The 17,699-nt window shown below is 41.6% G+C and carries 14 protein-coding genes; 5 read left to right on the top strand and 9 right to left on the bottom strand.

The window, feature by feature from the left end:
* Positions 1 to 6 precede the first annotated feature (6 nt).
* The 3 genes from rpsI to tsf all read left to right on the top strand — a co-directional run bounded on the left by rpsI (position 7) and on the right by tsf (position 2,192).
* Positions 7 to 393 carry a 30S ribosomal protein S9 gene (gene rpsI, locus FKG96_RS04165; protein ID WP_013664736.1) on the top strand — a complete coding sequence of 129 codons (387 nt, stop codon included), beginning with the start codon at positions 7 to 9 and terminating at the stop codon, positions 391 to 393.
* A gap of 18 nt (positions 394 to 411) precedes the next feature.
* Positions 412 to 1,236, top strand: a complete 825-nt coding sequence (gene rpsB / locus FKG96_RS04160; RefSeq protein ID WP_013664735.1) for a 30S ribosomal protein S2 — start codon at positions 412 to 414, stop codon at positions 1,234 to 1,236.
* A gap of 116 nt (positions 1,237 to 1,352) precedes the next feature.
* Positions 1,353 to 2,192, top strand: coding sequence for a translation elongation factor Ts (tsf, locus tag FKG96_RS04155; RefSeq protein WP_013664734.1), 840 nt, complete (start codon positions 1,353 to 1,355; stop codon positions 2,190 to 2,192).
* A gap of 174 nt (positions 2,193 to 2,366) precedes the next feature.
* Here the strand turns inward: tsf and FKG96_RS04150 are convergent, their stop codons facing one another.
* The 7 genes from FKG96_RS04150 to FKG96_RS04120 form a co-directional block, all read right to left on the bottom strand.
* Entirely contained in the window at positions 2,367 to 3,905 is a 1,539-nt protein-coding gene (locus tag FKG96_RS04150) for a YifB family Mg chelatase-like AAA ATPase (RefSeq protein WP_130854550.1), read from the bottom strand.
* 98 nt (positions 3,906 to 4,003) lie between these two features.
* A complete protein-coding gene (ffh, locus tag FKG96_RS04145) occupies positions 4,004 to 5,344 on the bottom strand; it encodes a signal recognition particle protein (protein ID WP_130854551.1) in 1,341 nt (446 codons plus the stop codon).
* 136 nt (positions 5,345 to 5,480) lie between these two features.
* Positions 5,481 to 6,332 (bottom strand): DUF2911 domain-containing protein, encoded by an 852-nt coding sequence (locus tag FKG96_RS04140; RefSeq protein WP_198140322.1) that lies wholly within the window; start codon positions 6,330 to 6,332, stop codon positions 5,481 to 5,483.
* Between the two features lie 152 nt (positions 6,333 to 6,484).
* Positions 6,485 to 8,227: a glycoside hydrolase domain-containing protein gene (locus tag FKG96_RS04135; RefSeq protein WP_130854552.1), complete on the bottom strand. Its 1,743-nt coding sequence runs from the start codon at positions 8,225 to 8,227 to the stop codon at positions 6,485 to 6,487.
* A 63-nt stretch (positions 8,228 to 8,290) separates the two neighbouring features.
* Complete coding sequence (locus FKG96_RS04130) at positions 8,291 to 9,562, bottom strand: sugar MFS transporter (RefSeq protein ID WP_013664729.1); 1,272 nt, start codon at positions 9,560 to 9,562, stop codon at positions 8,291 to 8,293.
* Between the two features lie 323 nt (positions 9,563 to 9,885).
* A complete protein-coding gene (locus FKG96_RS04125) occupies positions 9,886 to 10,404 on the bottom strand; it encodes a DinB family protein (RefSeq protein ID WP_013664728.1) in 519 nt (172 codons plus the stop codon).
* Positions 10,385 to 11,614, bottom strand: coding sequence for a HAMP domain-containing sensor histidine kinase (locus FKG96_RS04120; protein ID WP_013664727.1), 1,230 nt, complete (start codon positions 11,612 to 11,614; stop codon positions 10,385 to 10,387). Before FKG96_RS04120 ends, FKG96_RS04125 begins: the two co-directional genes overlap by 20 nt.
* 213 nt (positions 11,615 to 11,827) lie before the next feature.
* Between FKG96_RS04120 and gltX the strand changes: the two genes are divergently transcribed.
* Both gltX and rsgA read left to right on the top strand, forming a co-directional pair.
* Complete coding sequence (gltX, locus tag FKG96_RS04115; RefSeq protein ID WP_130854553.1) at positions 11,828 to 13,351, top strand: glutamate--tRNA ligase; 1,524 nt, start codon at positions 11,828 to 11,830, stop codon at positions 13,349 to 13,351.
* A complete protein-coding gene (rsgA, locus tag FKG96_RS04110) occupies positions 13,352 to 14,269 on the top strand; it encodes a ribosome small subunit-dependent GTPase A (RefSeq protein ID WP_130854554.1) in 918 nt (305 codons plus the stop codon).
* Positions 14,270 to 14,286: 17 nt separating this feature from the next.
* Here the strand turns inward: rsgA and FKG96_RS04105 are convergent, their stop codons facing one another.
* Together FKG96_RS04105 and FKG96_RS04100 are read right to left on the bottom strand one after the other, a co-directional pair.
* A complete protein-coding gene (locus tag FKG96_RS04105) occupies positions 14,287 to 16,716 on the bottom strand; it encodes a hypothetical protein (protein ID WP_130854555.1) in 2,430 nt (809 codons plus the stop codon).
* The gene (locus FKG96_RS04100; RefSeq protein ID WP_130854556.1) at positions 16,682 to 17,698 is read right to left on the bottom strand and encodes a hypothetical protein; all 1,017 of its coding nucleotides are present in this window, start codon (positions 17,696 to 17,698) and stop codon (positions 16,682 to 16,684) included. The genes FKG96_RS04105 and FKG96_RS04100 overlap by 35 nt, the downstream gene beginning before the upstream one ends.
* Position 17,699 lies beyond the last annotated feature (1 nt).

The following is a 17,699-nucleotide window of genomic DNA, read 5'->3' as shown; positions in this document are numbered from 1 at the left end:
GAAGAAATGTCAACAACAAACACTTCAGGAAGAAGAAAAACCGCTGTTGCCCGTATTTATTTATCTGCTGGTAGCGGCAACATTACCGTAAATGGTAAAGATTACAAAGAGTATTTCCCTACATTGCCATTGCAATATATTGTTACTCAAAGTACAGAAGTTGCCGGAGTTGCCGGTAATTTTGATGTAAAAGTTAACGTAGCTGGAGGAGGCGTAAAAGGACAGGCAGAGGCCGTGCGTTTAGCAATTGCTAAAGCATTGGTAGAGCTTAACCCAGAGGTGAAATCTGCATTACGTGCCAAAGGATTGATGACTCGCGATGACCGGATGGTTGAGCGTAAGAAACCGGGACGTCGTAAAGCACGTAGAAGATTTCAATTTAGTAAACGTTAATTTAAGGAGGATCAAACAATGGCAAGAACAACATATCAGGAATTACTGGATGCAGGTGTACACTTTGGTCACCTTACCCGTAAATGGGATCCGAAAATGGCTAAGTACATTTTCATGGAGCGCAATGGCATCCACATTATCGATTTGAACAAAACTTTAGCAAAGCTTGAAGAAGCCGCTTCAGCTATTAAGCAAATCGTAAAATCAGGACGTAAAGTATTATTTGTAGCTACAAAAAAGCAAGCTAAAGATATCGTTGCTGAACAAGCAAAAGCAGTAAACATGCCTTATGTTACTGAGCGTTGGTTGGGTGGTATGCTTACTAACTTTGCTACTGTTCGTAAGTCTATCAAAAAGATGTCTAACATCGATAAGATGACTAAAGATGGTACTTACGACGTATTATCAAAGAAGGAGAAGTTAATGATTCAACGTGAGCGTATTAAATTGGAAAACCTATTAGGTGGTATTGCCGATTTAAACCGCTTGCCTGCTGCGCTTTTCATTATTGATGTAAAGAAAGAGCACATTGCAGTTAGCGAAGCGCTAAAATTGAACATTCCTACCTTCGCAATGGTAGATACAAACTCCGATCCTACCAACATCGATTTCCCCATCCCGGCGAATGACGATGCTACGAAATCAATTACGTTGATTACAAACGTAATCAAGCAAGCGATTATAGAAGGATTGGAAGAACGTAAACGTGATAAAGAAGAGGAAGCAGAGAAAGAAGCTGCAGCAGCAAAGGCGAAAGTTGATAGTGGGGAAGAGCCGGCAGCTGAAGTTGCTCCTAAACGTGAACGTAAAGCAGAAGCTACGGAAGCAAAAGACGGAGAATAATTAAATCCAAGTATGGGTTAGGGGTCACCTCCGGTAAGCTTGCTGAAGTTATGCTTACCGTGCGGAACTCGTAACCCATAACTTATTTATAAAGCATATTAAAAAAGGAAAATAAAATGTCTACAGTACAAATTTCTGCATCAGACGTAAATAAATTGCGCCAACAAACAGGTGCTGGTATGATGGATTGCAAAAAAGCCTTAGTGGAAGCCAACGGCGATTTTGAGGCCGCAGTTGATTACTTACGTAAAAAGGGAGCTAAAGTGGCCGCTAGCCGCCAGGATCGCGACTCTAACGAAGGTGTTGTTATTGCAAAAACAACTGCTGATGGCAAACGTGGCGTAGTTGTTGAAGTAAACTGCGAAACAGACTTTGTTGCAAAAAATGCTGATTTCATTGCTTTTGCTGAAAGCGTTGCCGATGCCGCTATCGAAGCTGCTCCGGCTACTTTGGAGGATTTGAAAGCATTAAGTATCAATGGAGCAAAAATTGCCGATTTATTGATAGACCAAACAGGTAAAATCGGAGAAAAAATTGAGGTTTCTAAATATGAGGTGGTGACTGCAGATAAAGTCGTTCCTTATATTCATGGTAACTATCGTTTAGGTGTATTAGTAGGCTTAAGCGCAGACGTGGCAGGTGCAGAAGATGCAGGTAAAGATGTGGCTATGCAAATTGCTGCGATGAATCCCGTTGCTATTGATAAAGATGGCGTTGATGCTCGTACAATTGAACGTGAATTAGAAATTGCAAAAGAGCAAATCCGTGCTGAGGGAAAACCTGAAAATATGGTGGAAAAAATTGCTCAAGGTAAATTGAACAAATTCTACAAAGATTCAACTTTATTGAATCAAGAGTTTGTTAAAGATAACTCAAAAAGTGTTGCTCAATTCCTTGATAGTGTTTCCAAGGGATTAACAGTCACTGCATTTAAACGCGTGCAATTAGGCGCTTAGTTATTTTAGTTGTTGGTTGCTGGTTATTAGTTGTTAGTAACCCAATCGGCAATAATCATTCTTCAGAAAAGCCTTTCTTTAAATTCAGGAAGGCTTTTTCTGTTTCAATGGACCTAGTCACTTATTTAAGAAGTTAATTACGGATAACCAGCAACTAATAACAAATAACGATTACTACCCTGCCCAAGCTTCTCTGTCTAAGCTTCTATAATGGATTGCTTCAGCTAAATGATGCACTTCGATTTCCGGATTTCCATCAAGATCGGCGATGGTTCTGGCGACCTTCAAAATACGATCGTAAGCTCGAGCTGAAAGCCCCAATTTTTCCATCGCATTTTTTAACAGTGTTTGCCCGGCGGCATTGACTTTACAGAGCTCACGTACTTTCTTTGTATTCATTTGGGCATTATTATGCATTTTGTCTTCCCTCTTGAATCGCTGCTCTTGCATCTCCCTTGCTTGTATTACGCGACTCCTTATTGTTTTACTCGATTCTGCACGTTGTTTCGCTGTTAATTCCTGAAAGTTTACCGGTGTAACTTCTACATGTAGATCGATCCGATCAAGTAGGGGGCCCGACACTTTACTTAAGTAGCGTTGAACATGCATAGGTGAACATACGCAGTCTTTATCCGGATGGTTATAATACCCGCAAGGACAGGGATTCATGGAAGCGATTAGCATAAAACTAGCGGGATAATCTACGGTAAACTTAGCGCGGGAAATAGTGATTTGTCTTTCTTCAAGAGGTTGCCTTAACACCTCTAAAACAGAACGCTTAAACTCGGGGAGCTCGTCCAGAAACAACACACCGTTATGTGCTAATGAAATTTCGCCCGGTTGGGGGTTCCCTCCACCACCAACCAATGCCACATCGCTAACCGTATGATGTGGGGCACGAAAGGGCCTTATCGTCATGAGCGAGCTAGAAGCGGCTATCTTCCCGGCCACTGAATGTATTTTAGTCGTTTCCAACGACTCTGATAAACTTAACGGCGGCAGGATAGACGGTAATCTTTTGGCTAGCATCGTTTTACCGGCACCGGGCGGGCCAATCAGGATAACATTATGCCCGCCTGCTGCCGCAATTTCCAATGCGCGTTTGATATTCTCTTGCCCTTGTACATCAGCAAAATCGGTGTCGTAATTATTGGCGTTATTTAAAAACTCAGCTTTCGTATCAACGAATATTCGGTCAAAGGTCTTCTCTTCATTTGCAAAAGCAATCACTTCACTGATATTTTCCAGGCCATAGACCTCCAGATCTCCGACTACAGCTGCTTCTCGGGCATTGATCGCCGGTAACACGATACCTTTGAATCCCTCCTTTTGCGCTTGGATAGCAATCGATAAGGCTCCCTTAATGGCTTGTAGGCTACCGTCCAGTGATAATTCGCCCAGTAAAAGATATTTATCAAGCTTATGTGCATTAATTTGGCCAGAAGCTGCCAAGATACCTATAGCCATCGCTAAGTCATAGGCTGATCCCTCCTTCTTAATATCAGCGGGTGCCATATTGATAACGATTTTCTGCCTCGGCATTCGGAGACCGGCGCTGTGTAGAGCGCTCTCTACTCGAAATGTACTTTCTTTTATAGCACTATCGGGCAGTCCGACGATGAAGTATTGTGTCCCCGAGGATATATTGACCTCAATAGTAATTGTTGTGGCCTTAATTCCATAAACTGCGCTGCTAAAAGTTTTTACCAACATATTTTTAGGTTTAGTACAGTTAAGAAGCCCCAAGATAATAAAAAAGGCGGTATCACGAAAGAGATACCGCCCATTTAAGCCATTTTATACTGCCTGACCTATTTTCCAAAAGGCGTACGGGGCATTCCTCGCATCATTTTAGCAGCTAAGGAAGGATTTGAGAATTGCTTCATCATTTTCCGCATATCACTGAATTGCTTCATTAATTTATTAACGTCATTGATATCGGTACCCGAACCCTTTGCGATTCGCAAACGTCTTTTCTGATCGATTGCGTCCGGATTCTCCCGTTCATATGGCGTCATCGATCCAATAATAGCCTCGATCGGCTTAAAGGCATCATCGTCAATATCAATATCTTTAATAGCCTTCCCAACACCCGGTATCATTCCCATCAAATCCTTCATATTTCCCATCTTTTTGATTTGCTGGATCTGACTAATAAAGTCGTTAAAATCAAACTTATTCTTACGGATCTTTTTCTGTAAAGCGGCCGCCTCTTTTTCGTCAAACTGTTGCTGTGCACGTTCAACCAACGATACTACGTCACCCATCCCAAGGATACGGGACGCCATACGGTCAGGATGGAACACGTCCAAAGCATCCATCTTTTCACCGGTACCGATAAACTTAATCGGCTTGTTTACAACCGATTTGATCGAAAGCGCCGCACCACCCCTTGTGTCACCATCTAATTTAGTCAACACAACACCGGTAAAATCCAAGCGGTCATTAAAAACTTTTGCTGTATTAACGGCATCTTGACCGGTCATGGAGTCGACAACAAACAAAATCTCATGCGGATTCGTGGCTTCTTTAACAGCTGAAATTTCGTTCATGAGTGCCTCGTCAATGGCTAAGCGACCCGCGGTATCAACAATAACTACGTTCTGCCCATTACGTTTAGCCGCAGCAACTCCCTCTTCGGCGATGGCGATAGGATCTTTAGACTCCCGATTCGTGTATACAGGTACATCCACTTGTTGGGCTAATACCTCAAGCTGATCGATTGCCGCAGGACGGTAAACATCACCCGCAACCAACAAAGGTTTTTTACCTCTTTTCTCCTTTAGGTATTTCGCCAACTTCCCGGTAAAAGTTGTTTTACCCGCACCATTTAACCCCGCAATTAATATAACCGTTGGATTTTTACCAAGCTCCAGATCTGTCGCAGTGCCACCCATAAGTTGGGTAAGCTCATCATTCATGATCTTGGTTAACAACTGACCCGGAGAAATGCTCGTGAGGACATTTTCACCTAAAGCCTTTTGCTTCACTTCATCGGTAAAAGCTTTAGCTGTTTTATAGTTAACGTCAGCATCCAGCAAGGCTTTTCTTATTTCCTTTACGGTCTCCGCTACGTTAATCTCGGTAATATTTCCCTGCCCCTTTAGAACTTTAAAGGCTCTGTCTAACTTATCCTGTAAACTATCAAACATAGATTAAGTAAAAATTCAAAAGTAAAAAATAAAATTCTATCTCAGATCAATTGGTCCACCCTGTGTAAGGTGGATAAAAAGACTTCTAAGTGCCTGTCACTTACTTAACATAGTGACGGGGCACAAAGATACAGAATTATTTTGCCTTCTCTATAATTTGACTATTAAGACGGATGTACTCGTCGCTTTTAGCCTTCTCGGCAACCTGCTTACCCAATTCTGCAGTCGCCTTAGCACCAGCTTTATCTCCTTTTTTCAGTTGTATTTGTGCCTTCCAATAGTACGGATAAGGCAAGGCCGGATTCGCTTTTACCGCTTCGTCCGCCCAAGTAAGCGCTTTATCCAAATCCTTATTGTTATTTAAATAGTATTGTGCAGCTGCTAAATAGGGTTTTTTATCGCCCTTCATCGCCTCATCAATGGAAGCCATAATTTCGGCATCTTGATTTACCTGTATAGGAAAGGTAACTTTTGTGTTCTCCCATGCGATAGCTAACGTCGCTTCGGTGGCTGTAACTTCCGGAAAACTAATAGTAAAAGTTTCAACTTTACTTTTTGTTTGCTCCGGCTTCACATTAAAACGCAACACATCGTCCGCCTGCTTATATTCATAAGCACCCCATTGTTTGCTATCCTTATTCAAGATGATGGTCCACTCGTTTTTATTAGGGATCGTAAACAAGCCATAGGTGCCGGCAGGTATCGTTTTTCCGTTAATTATTACATCCCCGCTAAATGTAAGCGTGGTAGCACCGTTTGCACCTGTACGCCAAACAGCACCATAAGGTTCTAAGCCACCAAAAATCTTACGCCCCTTTACATTTGGCCTTGCATAGCTGATGGTAATCTGACTGATACCTAAGTCTTGTGTAATGGTTTGTTTGCTACTTGCCGCAGGCATTTTTAATCCTTGAGAAAAAGCGTTGTCTATAGTCAGTGTAGACAAGGCCAGCATAAGCATGACAATATTCAAAAAATTTCGTTTCATAAAATGTGTAGGATAAAAAGTATGGTTACCAATAATGCTATTTTGTCCCGAAGATAAGTATTTCTGCCTACTTCCTGCCATGAAAATTTATCAGTAATGCATCATTTAGCATTGGTAAATAATGGCCAAAAAAGATCGAGCAATAAATTCATTTAAAAACTATTCAATATAGCTTTCGCCTCGTTGACGAAAGTAGAGGCCGGTGTTTCAGATAGCGCATCCGTTTCAAACGCTTTGATTTTCATTTCCAACTTTTGAAGCTCTTCGTTTCGCCCCTCCTTTTTCAACTGTGCCCGTATTATCTTTGCCTTTTCGTAATCTTGTATTCCTTCCACCAGTCTTTCAAACCGAATGGAACTCCTAACTCCCGGATAAACCAGCCAGGCATCGCCCGCCAACCATGTACCATAACGTGTATCTTGCAAAGGACGGGGCCCCCAGCAGTTAAAGGCCCAGCGCAAGTAGCCGTCAAAATCCTTGTTGAGCGCATACCATGCCAGCCAGGTGGATTCAGCATAAGAGGATGATGTAAACGTATTAGGGAAAGGTTCGGTACAACAAGTATAAAACGTGGTTGTAAAACCGCTGCGCCGCCGTTTATTAATTAAATCGGGACTTAATTCATGTCGTAAAGCAACACAGTAGTCCAGCAACTGATCGTACAACTCCGGATGGTCGGCTCCCGCAAGTGAGATATTAAAGTTTGGATCTGCTTCTTTGATGACTGCAATTGCTTCTAACATATCCTTCATCGCGCGCTCATCCATTGCAATGGTTGTCTTATCAAACCAGCCCTTGGACTTGAGATGCTTTGCAAAATCTACGAGCATATCTTTCCAATGATTTTTATACGCTGTCTCTCCAGGCTTGGCTTCCAACACTTGCTTCTTTCCGCTCGCTTCATCAAAGTAATAGAATTTCAGGTTCCAGGGAATCATACTATAACAATTTATAAATTTCTTGATTCCCAAACTCATCATAAACTCGACCCATTTATCAAAAATGCTATAATCGTATTCCCACTGCCCATTTTTCTTTTTCGTCCATTTAATCATACTCTCATATATATCGTATGTTTGTCCGTTCCATGGATCATAGATAATACTTGCTGTAATAGATTTTTGCCCTGCCTGCGCCAACATTTCCATATACGGTCTCATCGCATCGAAATGTGCTTTCGTCCAGGGCTTCACGCCATAAACCCGGGCAACGGAATACGGATTTTGCCATAAATCTAAATGGTATGACCAATCTTTGGCTTCGGGAAGAATCCGATTCAATACGTTGATTTCAAAGGGTAATATTTTCGTTTCTTGCGCAGACTTGATGATCAGCTGTCCTCGATAACTGCCAGATTTGGCCTCTTGTGGAACTTGTATACTAAGCCATATAGGCCGCGTCGTATTTTCCGCTAGCGGAAGGACCGTACTCGTATCTATTAAATCGGCTACAAGGGAGGTATCTAAACCCTTGGGGATACCGCATCCCGACTTAAGATCTCCCAAATGATCCGTTAGTACATAGCGAACATATCCTATCTTTATTTTATCAGGGGCAATGCGGCTCCCCTGATCATCTTTTAATTCAGAAACCGTTAGGGAGATTTGCTCTATGGGCGTTTTTGACCATACCAAAGCTTGTGCATGCACCTTTTCGCCTCGCCAAGCCCTTTCCTTCCATTGGTCTTTCAATTGGCTTTTTTTGGGTGGCGCTGTATGTTTAAAAGCATCGTCTACAGAAACAAAACTTGCGTTTAATCCGTTTTCAACCTGAAGCCAGTCACTAGCCGGAGTAGGATAGGGATCCTTAAGTTCCTGAATAATAGCTCGATTTACTTCTTGTGCTTGCGCATAAGCTATACTTAGTATAGCAATAAACAGGCAAATTTTCTTCATAATTTAGTTTAATGAAAAGCCTTCAATGAGGGTATCATTGAAGGCTTGGTATGTATGTATTCGTTATTTTTTACCCAGCTTATGGCCGGCAATCGCGTAATACCAAATTACCAGATAGCAAGGAACCATAATCCAATAGGCTTGTTGGGGATTCCATGCATCGGCTAAGGCACCATAGCCAAGTGGAATTAAGGCCCCACCGCATATCCCCATCACCAATACAGAAGAAGCCGCCTTGGTAAAACGTCCTAAACCGGCCAAGGCCAACGGCCAAATTGCGGGCCAAACCAGGGAGTTGGCCAAGCCCAGTAAAGCCACACAAGCTACTGATACATATCCGCTGGTAAAAATAGCGCCGAGTGATAGGAATAATCCCAACAAAGAGCATAATTTCATTGCGGTTTCTTGCTTAAGATACTTCGGTATACATACGATACCTATAATGTATCCGATGACCATACTGATCATGGTTCCCAACGTAAAATATTTAGCTGTTTCCAAGGCGATTCCTTGAGATGAACCATAGCTAATGATCGTGTCGCCTGCCATTACTTCTACCCCTACATAAAGAAATAAAGTAAAAACACCCAAGATCAAATGAGGAAAATCAAATAAACTATTTTTACCTTCATTCGTAGTTGCAACCGTTTCGTCCTCCGCATCTGTATCTATTTCTGGAAGACCGGAACGATAAATTAAAAGGGCAAGCAGCGCAAGGACCGCTATTATAGCGATATAAGGAAAAATTACGCGTGAGGCCAACTCATTAAGTTCAGCTATCTTCTGCGCTTCCGGCATCGTTTCTATTCTAGCGGTCAGCTTATCTGCATCTTTGAGCATAACCGTACCTAAAATAACCGGAGCCAACCCCCCGGCTAACTTATTACATATCCCCATAATACTAATCCTTTTTGCCGCACTTTCAGCAGGACCAAGGATAGTTATATAAGGATTTGACGCTGTTTGTAAGATGGCAAGACCACTCCCCTGAACAAATAAGCCCAATAAAAACAGGGCATACGTCCTTGTCATGGCAGCGGGAATAAAAATAAGTGCACCGATTGCTACGATTATCAATCCCACTGACATACCGTTCTTAAACCCAAAAATTTTCAATGTTTTGGTGGATAAAGGAGCCATTACAAAATATGCTATATAAAAAGCAAAGGCTACGAGGTAGGATTGAAAATGATTGAGTTCGCAAGCAATTTTGAGATATGGAATAAGAACGGAGTTAAGCCAGGTAACAAATCCAAAGATGAAGAATAATGCTCCGATAATAACAATCGGGTTTACACCGCTTTTCGTGACATTAGCGCTGGGATGTTGGTTCATGTGAAAGTGAGTTTAAGTATCTTGTTTCAATATATAGATTGAATATGAAAAAATTTAACATTGTATTTACAAGGCTAATAAAATAATTCCATATTTTAAACAAAAACATTCATGCAAACGGTTGCTTAAGTTGGAAGTTTCGATGAAATTAGTGGCAAAAAAAGAAACGCCTCAATTTCACATCGGGGCGTTTCCAAAAACCTAAACCTTATCACAAAACCATTACCTGGCCTTATTGATATGATAAAAACACTTTAGGTGTTAAATAGTTTTAAAATTAGCTTTAAAAGTTGTCGAATATATAGCAAAATCACCAACAGGCATTACACCATAGTATCCAAATACCTTTCTTTGATAATATTTTTATGGTGATTGAGATGTCCGGCAACGATATAGAGAAAAGCCCGAACGCTGATTAAACGATCAGAGGCCAAACCCCTTCGATTCAGTTCGGTTTCGTTAAAGGTATTGAACAAGGCCATGTTCGATTTCCGTAATAAAACAAACTCCTCCGCTAAGGAAGCCAAACTTCGTTCATTAAAGCGAGCATTTAAAACAAAGTCTTCTTGCTCAAAGCCGGGGAGCGCTTTGGTGTCGTTCCGAGCAAAACGAAGCGCTCGATAGGCCATGATCCGCTCCGTATCCAATACATGCCCAACCACTTCCTTTATGGTCCACTTCCCTTCGGCATAGGCATATTCGGACCGCCCCGCAGGAATGGCCTCTAAAAATGCAGGAAAACTAGTAATTTGCTCATTTAGTACGTGCATGACGTCGCCAAAAACGGTATCAATGTAAGTAGCATAAAAGGCCGGGAATTCATCAGATTTTAGCTGGCTCATAGGTTAAACTGCTTTTTAATACGATTCTAAAGGTAGTTCCTTTTCCTACTTCCGAATCCTTAACAAAAATTTGTCCTTTATGGTAATTTTCAATTATTCGCTTAGTTAAGGAGAGACCAAGGCCCCATCCCCGCTTTCGAGTTGTATATCCCGGTTGAAAGACTGCATCGAATTTATTTCTTGGGATACCTTTTCCTGTGTCGCTAATATCAATAAATATCTGCTCTTTAGCAATATTTTCACTGATAATTATATTAATTTCACCTGCCGATTCGATGGCATTGGCTGCATTCTTTAAGATATTTTCGATCACCCAGTCAAATAAAGGAACGCTCAATTGCGCCTCGACAGTTTTATCGCCTGATACGGAAAATTTGATTTTATCACTCGTGCGAACTTTAAAATAACGCACAAAATTACTGACTACCGGGTAGACAGCATGATTCTCAAGCACCGGTTTAGAGCCGATTTTAGAAAATCGGTCTGCTACAATTTCCAGACGTTTCACATCATTTTCCATCTCTATCAGCAAAGGATCTTCTTCCGCATCAAATTTCGCCTTCATCAACTCGAGCCATGCCATAAGTGACGAAATCGGTGTTCCCAGTTGGTGTGCGGTTTCTTTGGCCAACCCCACCCATACTTGATTCTGCTCCGATTTTCGCATGCTGTTAAATACCGTATAAGCGATACCGAGAAATATAGCAATGAGCGTTAATTGAACATAGGGAAATACACGCAATTGGGTGAGCAACAGGGAGTCTTTATAGTAAACATACCATTTTTCTCCACCGGACAATTCAATTTCTATCGGTGGGTGCCTTTCTTTCATAATGGCCAGTTGATAATCGAAATATTCAGGATCATACTTCGGGAGGTTTGTTCCTTGATTTTCTCCGGTCACGTTGTACAAGGTCTTTGTTGAGTCGAGACCGCGGTAGTAGATAATGCTGTCTTTTGAATCGGTAATGATCGCCGGTACCTTTAAGCTATCCCGAACGCTATAGATATAGGTTATGTACTCATCGTTCACATCCGGCATGGCGTACATATTTCGCGTACTAATTGCCCAAACAGATGCCTTCGTGCGTTCTGCTTCCGAAAGGTTTTGGACCAGAAAATTTGTATACCAAAGGGATGCCGTTGCAATAATTGCAGCGAATATGAGTAATAAAAATTTCCACCGTTGACTATGCTGATATGGATTCATTTAATTCGTTATTAGTTCTTTGTTATTGGTTGTCCGCCCTCGGTTTAAGTGATTTAATACAAGGTTAACCCTATAAACCTAAAATCAATAAACAACAACGACCAACTAATAACTAGAAAGGTGCAAAGTACAAATTTTATGCAAAATGATTAAAAAATGGATATGACACTGTGAAGATTGCATATCCAAAGCCTTTTATCTAAGTTTGCGCTTATGTCTATAGAGAATAAAGTTAGGGTACGGTTTGCACCCAGTCCGACGGGTGGCCTACATCTTGGCGGTGTACGCACTGTTTTGTTTAACTATCTTTTTGCTAAAAGCCAGGGCGGTGAGTTTGTATTAAGAATCGAGGATACCGATCAAACGCGATATGTACCTGGCGCTGAAGAATATATTCTGTCTTGCTTAGCTTGGTGCGGCTTGACACCCGATGAAAGTCCTGTACATGGCGGGCCCTATGCTCCCTATAGGCAAAGTGAACGGAAAGATCGATACCGCACCTTTGCAGAACAATTGGTAGCAAGCGGTCATGCTTATTATGCGTTCGATACACCGGAGGAGCTGGATGCCCAACGCCAACTTATTCCGAATTTTAAATATAGCCATGAGAATCGACTGCAGTTACGTAACTCACTCAGTTTGGATGCAAAGGAAGTAGAAGAACTTTTGGCCACCGGCACGCCGCATGTCATTCGTATAAAGATGCCTGTAGGAGAAACGATCGGCTTCCATGATATGATTAGAGGGGCGGTCAATTTTGATACTTCTTTAGTAGACGACAAAGTACTCTTGAAAGCAGATGGCATGCCTACTTATCACTTAGCTGTGGTAGTAGACGACTATCAAATGAAAATCACACATGCTTTCAGAGGCGAAGAATGGTTACCTTCAGCCCCGGTTCATTTATTACTATGGGAATATCTTGGCTGGAAGCAACAAATGCCGCAATGGGCTCATTTTCCATTAATTTTAAAACCGGATGGAAATGGAAAGCTTAGCAAGCGCGACGGAGATCGGTTGGGATTCCCCGTTTATGCCATGAATTGGACCGATCCAAAAACGGGCGATCTCACCAAAGGCTTTCGCGAGCTTGGTTTTCTTCCGGAAGCTTTTATTAATATGCTGGCGTTACTCGGTTGGAATGATGGCACCGATCAGGAGATTTTTACGCTTGACGAACTCATCGACAAGTTTTCAATTGAGCGAATCAGTAAAGCAGGAGCGAAGTTTGATTTCGAGAAAGCGAAATGGTTCAATCATGAATGGATCAAGCGTAGCGGAAATGAAAAGCTTCTTCCGATGGTTAAAGCTGTCTTGGAGACACACGGCATAAGGGATGTGGCAGATGATTATCTGATAGAGGTATTAGCATTAGTAAAAGACCGCCTCACTTTTATTGAGGATTTTTGGGAACAAGCTTCTTTCTTCTTTATACCACCTACCACCTACGATATAGAAGCTATACAAAAAAAATGGAGTGATGAAAAGACAAACTTTTTTAACACCATTATTCCTGCACTCACTACCTTTGAACCATGGAAAACAGAAGCGCTGGAACAATATTATAAAGATGCGATCCTATCCAGTGGGTTAAAATTGGGAGAGCTAATGCTCCCACTACGCATTATGCTGGTTGGCGGTAAATTCGGACCTCATGTATTCGATATAGCAAAATTGCTCGGCCGAGATGAGACGATCGAACGGATGAAAAAGGGATTCGCCGCTATTTTAGGATAAATGAAAGGGCTTGTTACAAAATCTACCGGCAGTTGGTATACCGTTTCAGCGGGAGGAACAAGCTATGAATGTCGCATAAAGGGCAAATTCCGCACAAAGGACATTAAAACGACCAACCCGATCGCTGTAGGTGATTGGGTTGAAATTGAACCTGAACCCGAGCAAGAAACTGCTGTTATTATCCAATTATACGACCGAAAGAATTATATGATTCGTAAATCGGTCAATTTATCGAAACAGGCGCAAATTATTGCAGCCAATTTAGACCAAGCTTACTTAGTAGTTACTTTAGCTTCACCGCCAACTTCGCTGGGTTTTATTGATCGATTTTTAGTGACAGCGGAAGCCTATGATATCCCAGCCGGTATATTGTTTAATAAGCTTGACCTTTTTAGCGAAGAAGGTTTGGAAATACTAGCCGACTATCGATCAATTTATGAACATCTCGGTTATCCTTGCTTTGAAATTTCGGCTTTAAAAGGCATTAATATAGATGCTATAGAGGCGTCTTTGACGCATAAAGTAACGCTGATTTCGGGACATAGCGGCGTTGGAAAGTCAACACTCATTAATCGACTCATACCGGAAGCTTCTCTCCGTACCGGAAAAATATCCGATTGGTCAGATAAGGGAAAACATACAACAACCTTTGCCGAAATGCTGCCTTTAATACAAGGCGGTTATATCATTGACACTCCCGGTATTCAGGAATTTGGCGTAATCGATATCGAGCAACAAGAGCTCAGTCATTTTTTTCCTGAAATGCGTGCACTGATGAACCAGTGTAGATTTAATAATTGCAGGCATATCAACGAACCCGGCTGCGCCGTATTAGGAGCACTGGAAGAAGGAGAAATCGAAACAAGCCGCTACGAGAGTTACCTAAGTATATACCATGGGAATGATAGCAGAGCCTAATAGCCGATAAAGAATAGCTATTTGGATCTAGCGCTTATAAAGTCGCTCAAATAGCTGCATTCACCCAGTGCTTGATTATAAAACACAGTCCCTTTATAGTATTTTTCTAACTCAACAAAATATTTATTTTTCATGCTAAATAACCACAAGGGATCAGGTTCGCCATAATTATGGCTCGAATAGTAATCATTCACTGAACGATAACCATATTTCTTTTGCTCGCATTTAGCCAGCATAAAGGTACATGTTGCTTTAAAATTTACATCCTTACTTAAGGATCGTGCCTTTTCATACCAAATGATCGCTTGTTTTGCATGCTTATAGTCGTCATCATAGTAATTCGTACCTGATACATAAGCATCCAAATGGCTCCAGCTATAGCTGATAAGATACCAAGAATTACCAAAGATTCCCGTTTGATAAACACCATTAGCCATCGCAAAGTAGTATTTAGCTGCATTTTTCGGATTTGATTTTATTTTCCGTTGCCACATAGCCATCTGCTCAGCAAATTCCTTCTTATTTAATCCCCTGTCTGCATAGGCCTTCGGGTAATCGTTAATCGTGGTTAAAAATGGGTCAGCGTGTAATGCAGCGTCCTCACTCGAGCCATACCAATCAGATGCCACCCAGAATTTATAGTTTGGACTTAGCTTGTCGAAAGCAGCGACTGCCTTATCGTATTCATGTGTTCGGAGATAACCGGTTCCCAAAAGCTCATAATAATCATCATTTGGAAGAGCAGGCAGTACTTTCACTAAATACTCCGTCAACCCATCTTTCGGGGTATTTTCTTTTAATGTCTTTATACGCAACAATGATGTAGGCGTTAATTGTTGCCGCCAAAAATTAATCGTTTCACTAGAGCTGTATTTAAAAAGCGAATCACGCGTATGGCTATGATTCCATTCTAAATCGCCTTTTACCATCAAAATAGCGGCCATAGCCGTATCCTGCAGTGCTAGATATTTTGGAGCTAATAAACTTTGATAAAAATGCCTCGTTGTTCGACTAAAGCGTAAATCTTTTTGCCCATAAAAGCTATCAACCTTATCCTTCCGCTCAACTATGCATTTCTCATCCAGCCATTTTAAAGCCGGTACCAGCGCATTTGGGTTAAAATTATCTCCCTTTTTTATATTACTGGCTTGTACCAATAATTCTGTAATGCGGTATTGATCCTGTAACTTGGGTGATAGATGTTCCGGATTTAATTGTTGTAAAAGATCAAAAGCTCTCTTATTTTCTCCTTGCATCCAACTGATGTACGCTGCCGCAATCGTCGCGAAGGCTGGTTCTCGGTATTTTTTGTCACTTGCTAAGTGAAGCGAGAAGCGAAATAAACTATCGGCATAACTTTTAGCTTTCAGCTGCAACGAATCGCTTCCGTAATAATAATTCCGATATCCATAAACATCATTGCTGAGGGGTGACTCATTTAGGTACCCTTCCAGCTTATTCATTTCCCTTATTAATAACACCCCGTTTAAAACACTGGTGGGAGCCAGCTTATATACCGTATCAAGCGTATGGAGATTCAAACTCGGATTGTTAAAACCCTCTATGCTCCAAATTACTGCCTGTTCTTCTTTTGATTTTGCCAAGGCAAGAACCGATGGCGTGCTCACGTCAATGTAGTGATAATTCTTATAAGCCTGGATTCTTCTTTCCGGATTACTTTCAAAAACCTTCGAAAAAAGAAAAGCCGCTTGTTCTTTGTCGCCCAACCACCTTAGGGCTCCGGCTTTTAAGGCCAAGGCCCACCCCCGTACCGCGCTCCGATAAGACAGCGGTTCGATATAGTCTTCATAGACCGCCAAACATTTTTCATAGCGTGCTGAATAATGGTACATTCTTGCCGCTTGGTAAGCATATCGTAAACGTAAAAATTCGTCGCGCTTAACCTTCTTCAATCGCTTTATGGCCTTTTCAGCCAACGAATCCATCGATGTTGTATCTCGAGGTGCCGGATCCCACATATCATATGCATAGGCAGAAGCCTCCTCACAGTCTTTGGCAAATAAATAATAATCGAATGCGCTCTTATGCTTCGCAATAGCTTGTAAAAAAGTATTATCTTTCAACGTATCTGGCAGGGTTATGCTTTTTTTCGTCCTCCAAGCACTGATCAACGAGTCTGTCTTGTTATCTGCTCGATACATTACGGAAAATACATCCGTTGCCTTTACATCTCCGCCCAAATATTGAGCCCACTCATCACAATTTATCTGGCTCTCCTTTTGCGGCTCATCCTCACTGTACAAAAAACTTAAATCGGTAAAAGAAAATGCGGCATAGGTATCTCCCTGTATGTCATTGTGAAAATAGGAAACGTAATAATCATAAGGATCGGGTTCCGGACCGCAAGCAATATTGATTGCAATTTCGCCATAAAACAGAAGTATAAAAAAACTAAAAGCGATCGATAATTTCTTGTAGTTGTTCATCCGAAAAGCGATTTAATAGGTCGGCATCTAGGTGGTAAAAAAGCACCTTCAGATCCTTTCGAGGCAAATATCGAGATAAAAAATCAGAAGCAGCAAATAAATCCTGCACACTCACTTCTTCTTTTCTAATCACATCGTTTACCCGCAATCCGGCTTTTGGAAGATTTCGCTTTAAGTGGTACAAGGGTGTGCCCTCTTGCCGATAAAACAGGCTCGTATCAGCCAAAGACCAACTGTCGAGATGCTTAGAGATACCCACATATTGTTTATCTCTAAAAACCACCGACCAGCTGAACAAAGGTAAAGCAACGTCGATCGGCAAAGGGTAACTTCCCAGGAAATCTTTTAAATAGGTGGTCATCTCTTTCATGTCCAGAATGGAGTTTTGCATACCATATTTACGCAAGTTTCCCATATTATAGCACATTAGCAGTACTTTATCCACCGGTGGTATACCGCTCGCGTGTCTATTTTTTATTTGGTGTAAGCGTAGCGTTGCACTCAAGGTAACAGCCTTATCTACCAGCAGGGCTTTCATTTTTCTTAACAGCAAAAAATAGGTTTCACGTGTCGTTTGCGTCCAATCACAGTCAATTTGCAGTTCTGTAAATTTATCTTTACCGCTTTGTTTTACTTTCGCCTCGGTAAATGCTAAAATTCGATTGGCGAGTATGGTTAATGTCTGTTCCGATTGTTGTCGTAAGACATTGTTCACGATGTAAACAACAGGCACAATATCGATGGAGTCAGGTAGGTTGTTTCTGAAAGTAATCGGCGAAACAGGAACAGCCTTTCCGGTTTCGTCCAAATCGACGTCCATTATCCGTACAAACAGCTGATTAACGCCTAACTTACGAAGGGCCGTGTGCTCTTGTTCCCGCTGTTGGTATTGTGTTTTCCAGAAGTAAAATGCAGGCTGTGCTCTTCTCTCATACCGGCAAGAAGTGAGCAGCAGCAAACAAAAGATCCGATATTTCCACATA

It is taken from the genome of Olivibacter sp. LS-1 (assembly GCF_008245145.1).
GTDB classification, from domain to species: domain Bacteria; phylum Bacteroidota; class Bacteroidia; order Sphingobacteriales; family Sphingobacteriaceae; genus Olivibacter; species Olivibacter oleidegradans.
Note: the sequence above shows the minus strand (reverse complement) of the source record. Positions and strands in the feature narration are given on the sequence as shown.

Excerpts from the sequence above, each read along its gene's own strand:
- ffh (WP_130854551.1), bottom strand. The coding sequence starts at position 5,344 with ATGTTTGATAGTTTACAGGATAAGTTAGACAGAGCCTTTAAAGTTCTA.
- FKG96_RS04100 (WP_130854556.1), bottom strand. The coding sequence starts at position 17,698 with ATGTGGAAATATCGGATCTTTTGTTTGCTGCTGCTCACTTCTTGCCGG.
- FKG96_RS04105 (WP_130854555.1), bottom strand. The coding sequence starts at position 16,716 with ATGAACAACTACAAGAAATTATCGATCGCTTTTAGTTTTTTTATACTT.
- FKG96_RS04150 (WP_130854550.1), bottom strand. The coding sequence starts at position 3,905 with ATGTTGGTAAAAACTTTTAGCAGCGCAGTTTATGGAATTAAGGCCACA.
- rpsI (WP_013664736.1), top strand. The coding sequence starts at position 7 with ATGTCAACAACAAACACTTCAGGAAGAAGAAAAACCGCTGTTGCCCGT.
- FKG96_RS04120 (WP_013664727.1), bottom strand. The coding sequence starts at position 11,614 with ATGAATCCATATCAGCATAGTCAACGGTGGAAATTTTTATTACTCATA.
- FKG96_RS04125 (WP_013664728.1), bottom strand. The coding sequence starts at position 10,404 with ATGAGCCAGCTAAAATCTGATGAATTCCCGGCCTTTTATGCTACTTAC.
- FKG96_RS04135 (WP_130854552.1), bottom strand. The coding sequence starts at position 8,227 with ATGAAGAAAATTTGCCTGTTTATTGCTATACTAAGTATAGCTTATGCG.
- gltX (WP_130854553.1), top strand. The coding sequence starts at position 11,828 with ATGTCTATAGAGAATAAAGTTAGGGTACGGTTTGCACCCAGTCCGACG.
- rsgA (WP_130854554.1), top strand. The coding sequence starts at position 13,352 with ATGAAAGGGCTTGTTACAAAATCTACCGGCAGTTGGTATACCGTTTCA.
- FKG96_RS04130 (WP_013664729.1), bottom strand. The coding sequence starts at position 9,562 with ATGAACCAACATCCCAGCGCTAATGTCACGAAAAGCGGTGTAAACCCG.
- rpsB (WP_013664735.1), top strand. The coding sequence starts at position 412 with ATGGCAAGAACAACATATCAGGAATTACTGGATGCAGGTGTACACTTT.
- tsf (WP_013664734.1), top strand. The coding sequence starts at position 1,353 with ATGTCTACAGTACAAATTTCTGCATCAGACGTAAATAAATTGCGCCAA.
- FKG96_RS04140 (WP_198140322.1), bottom strand. The coding sequence starts at position 6,332 with ATGAAACGAAATTTTTTGAATATTGTCATGCTTATGCTGGCCTTGTCT.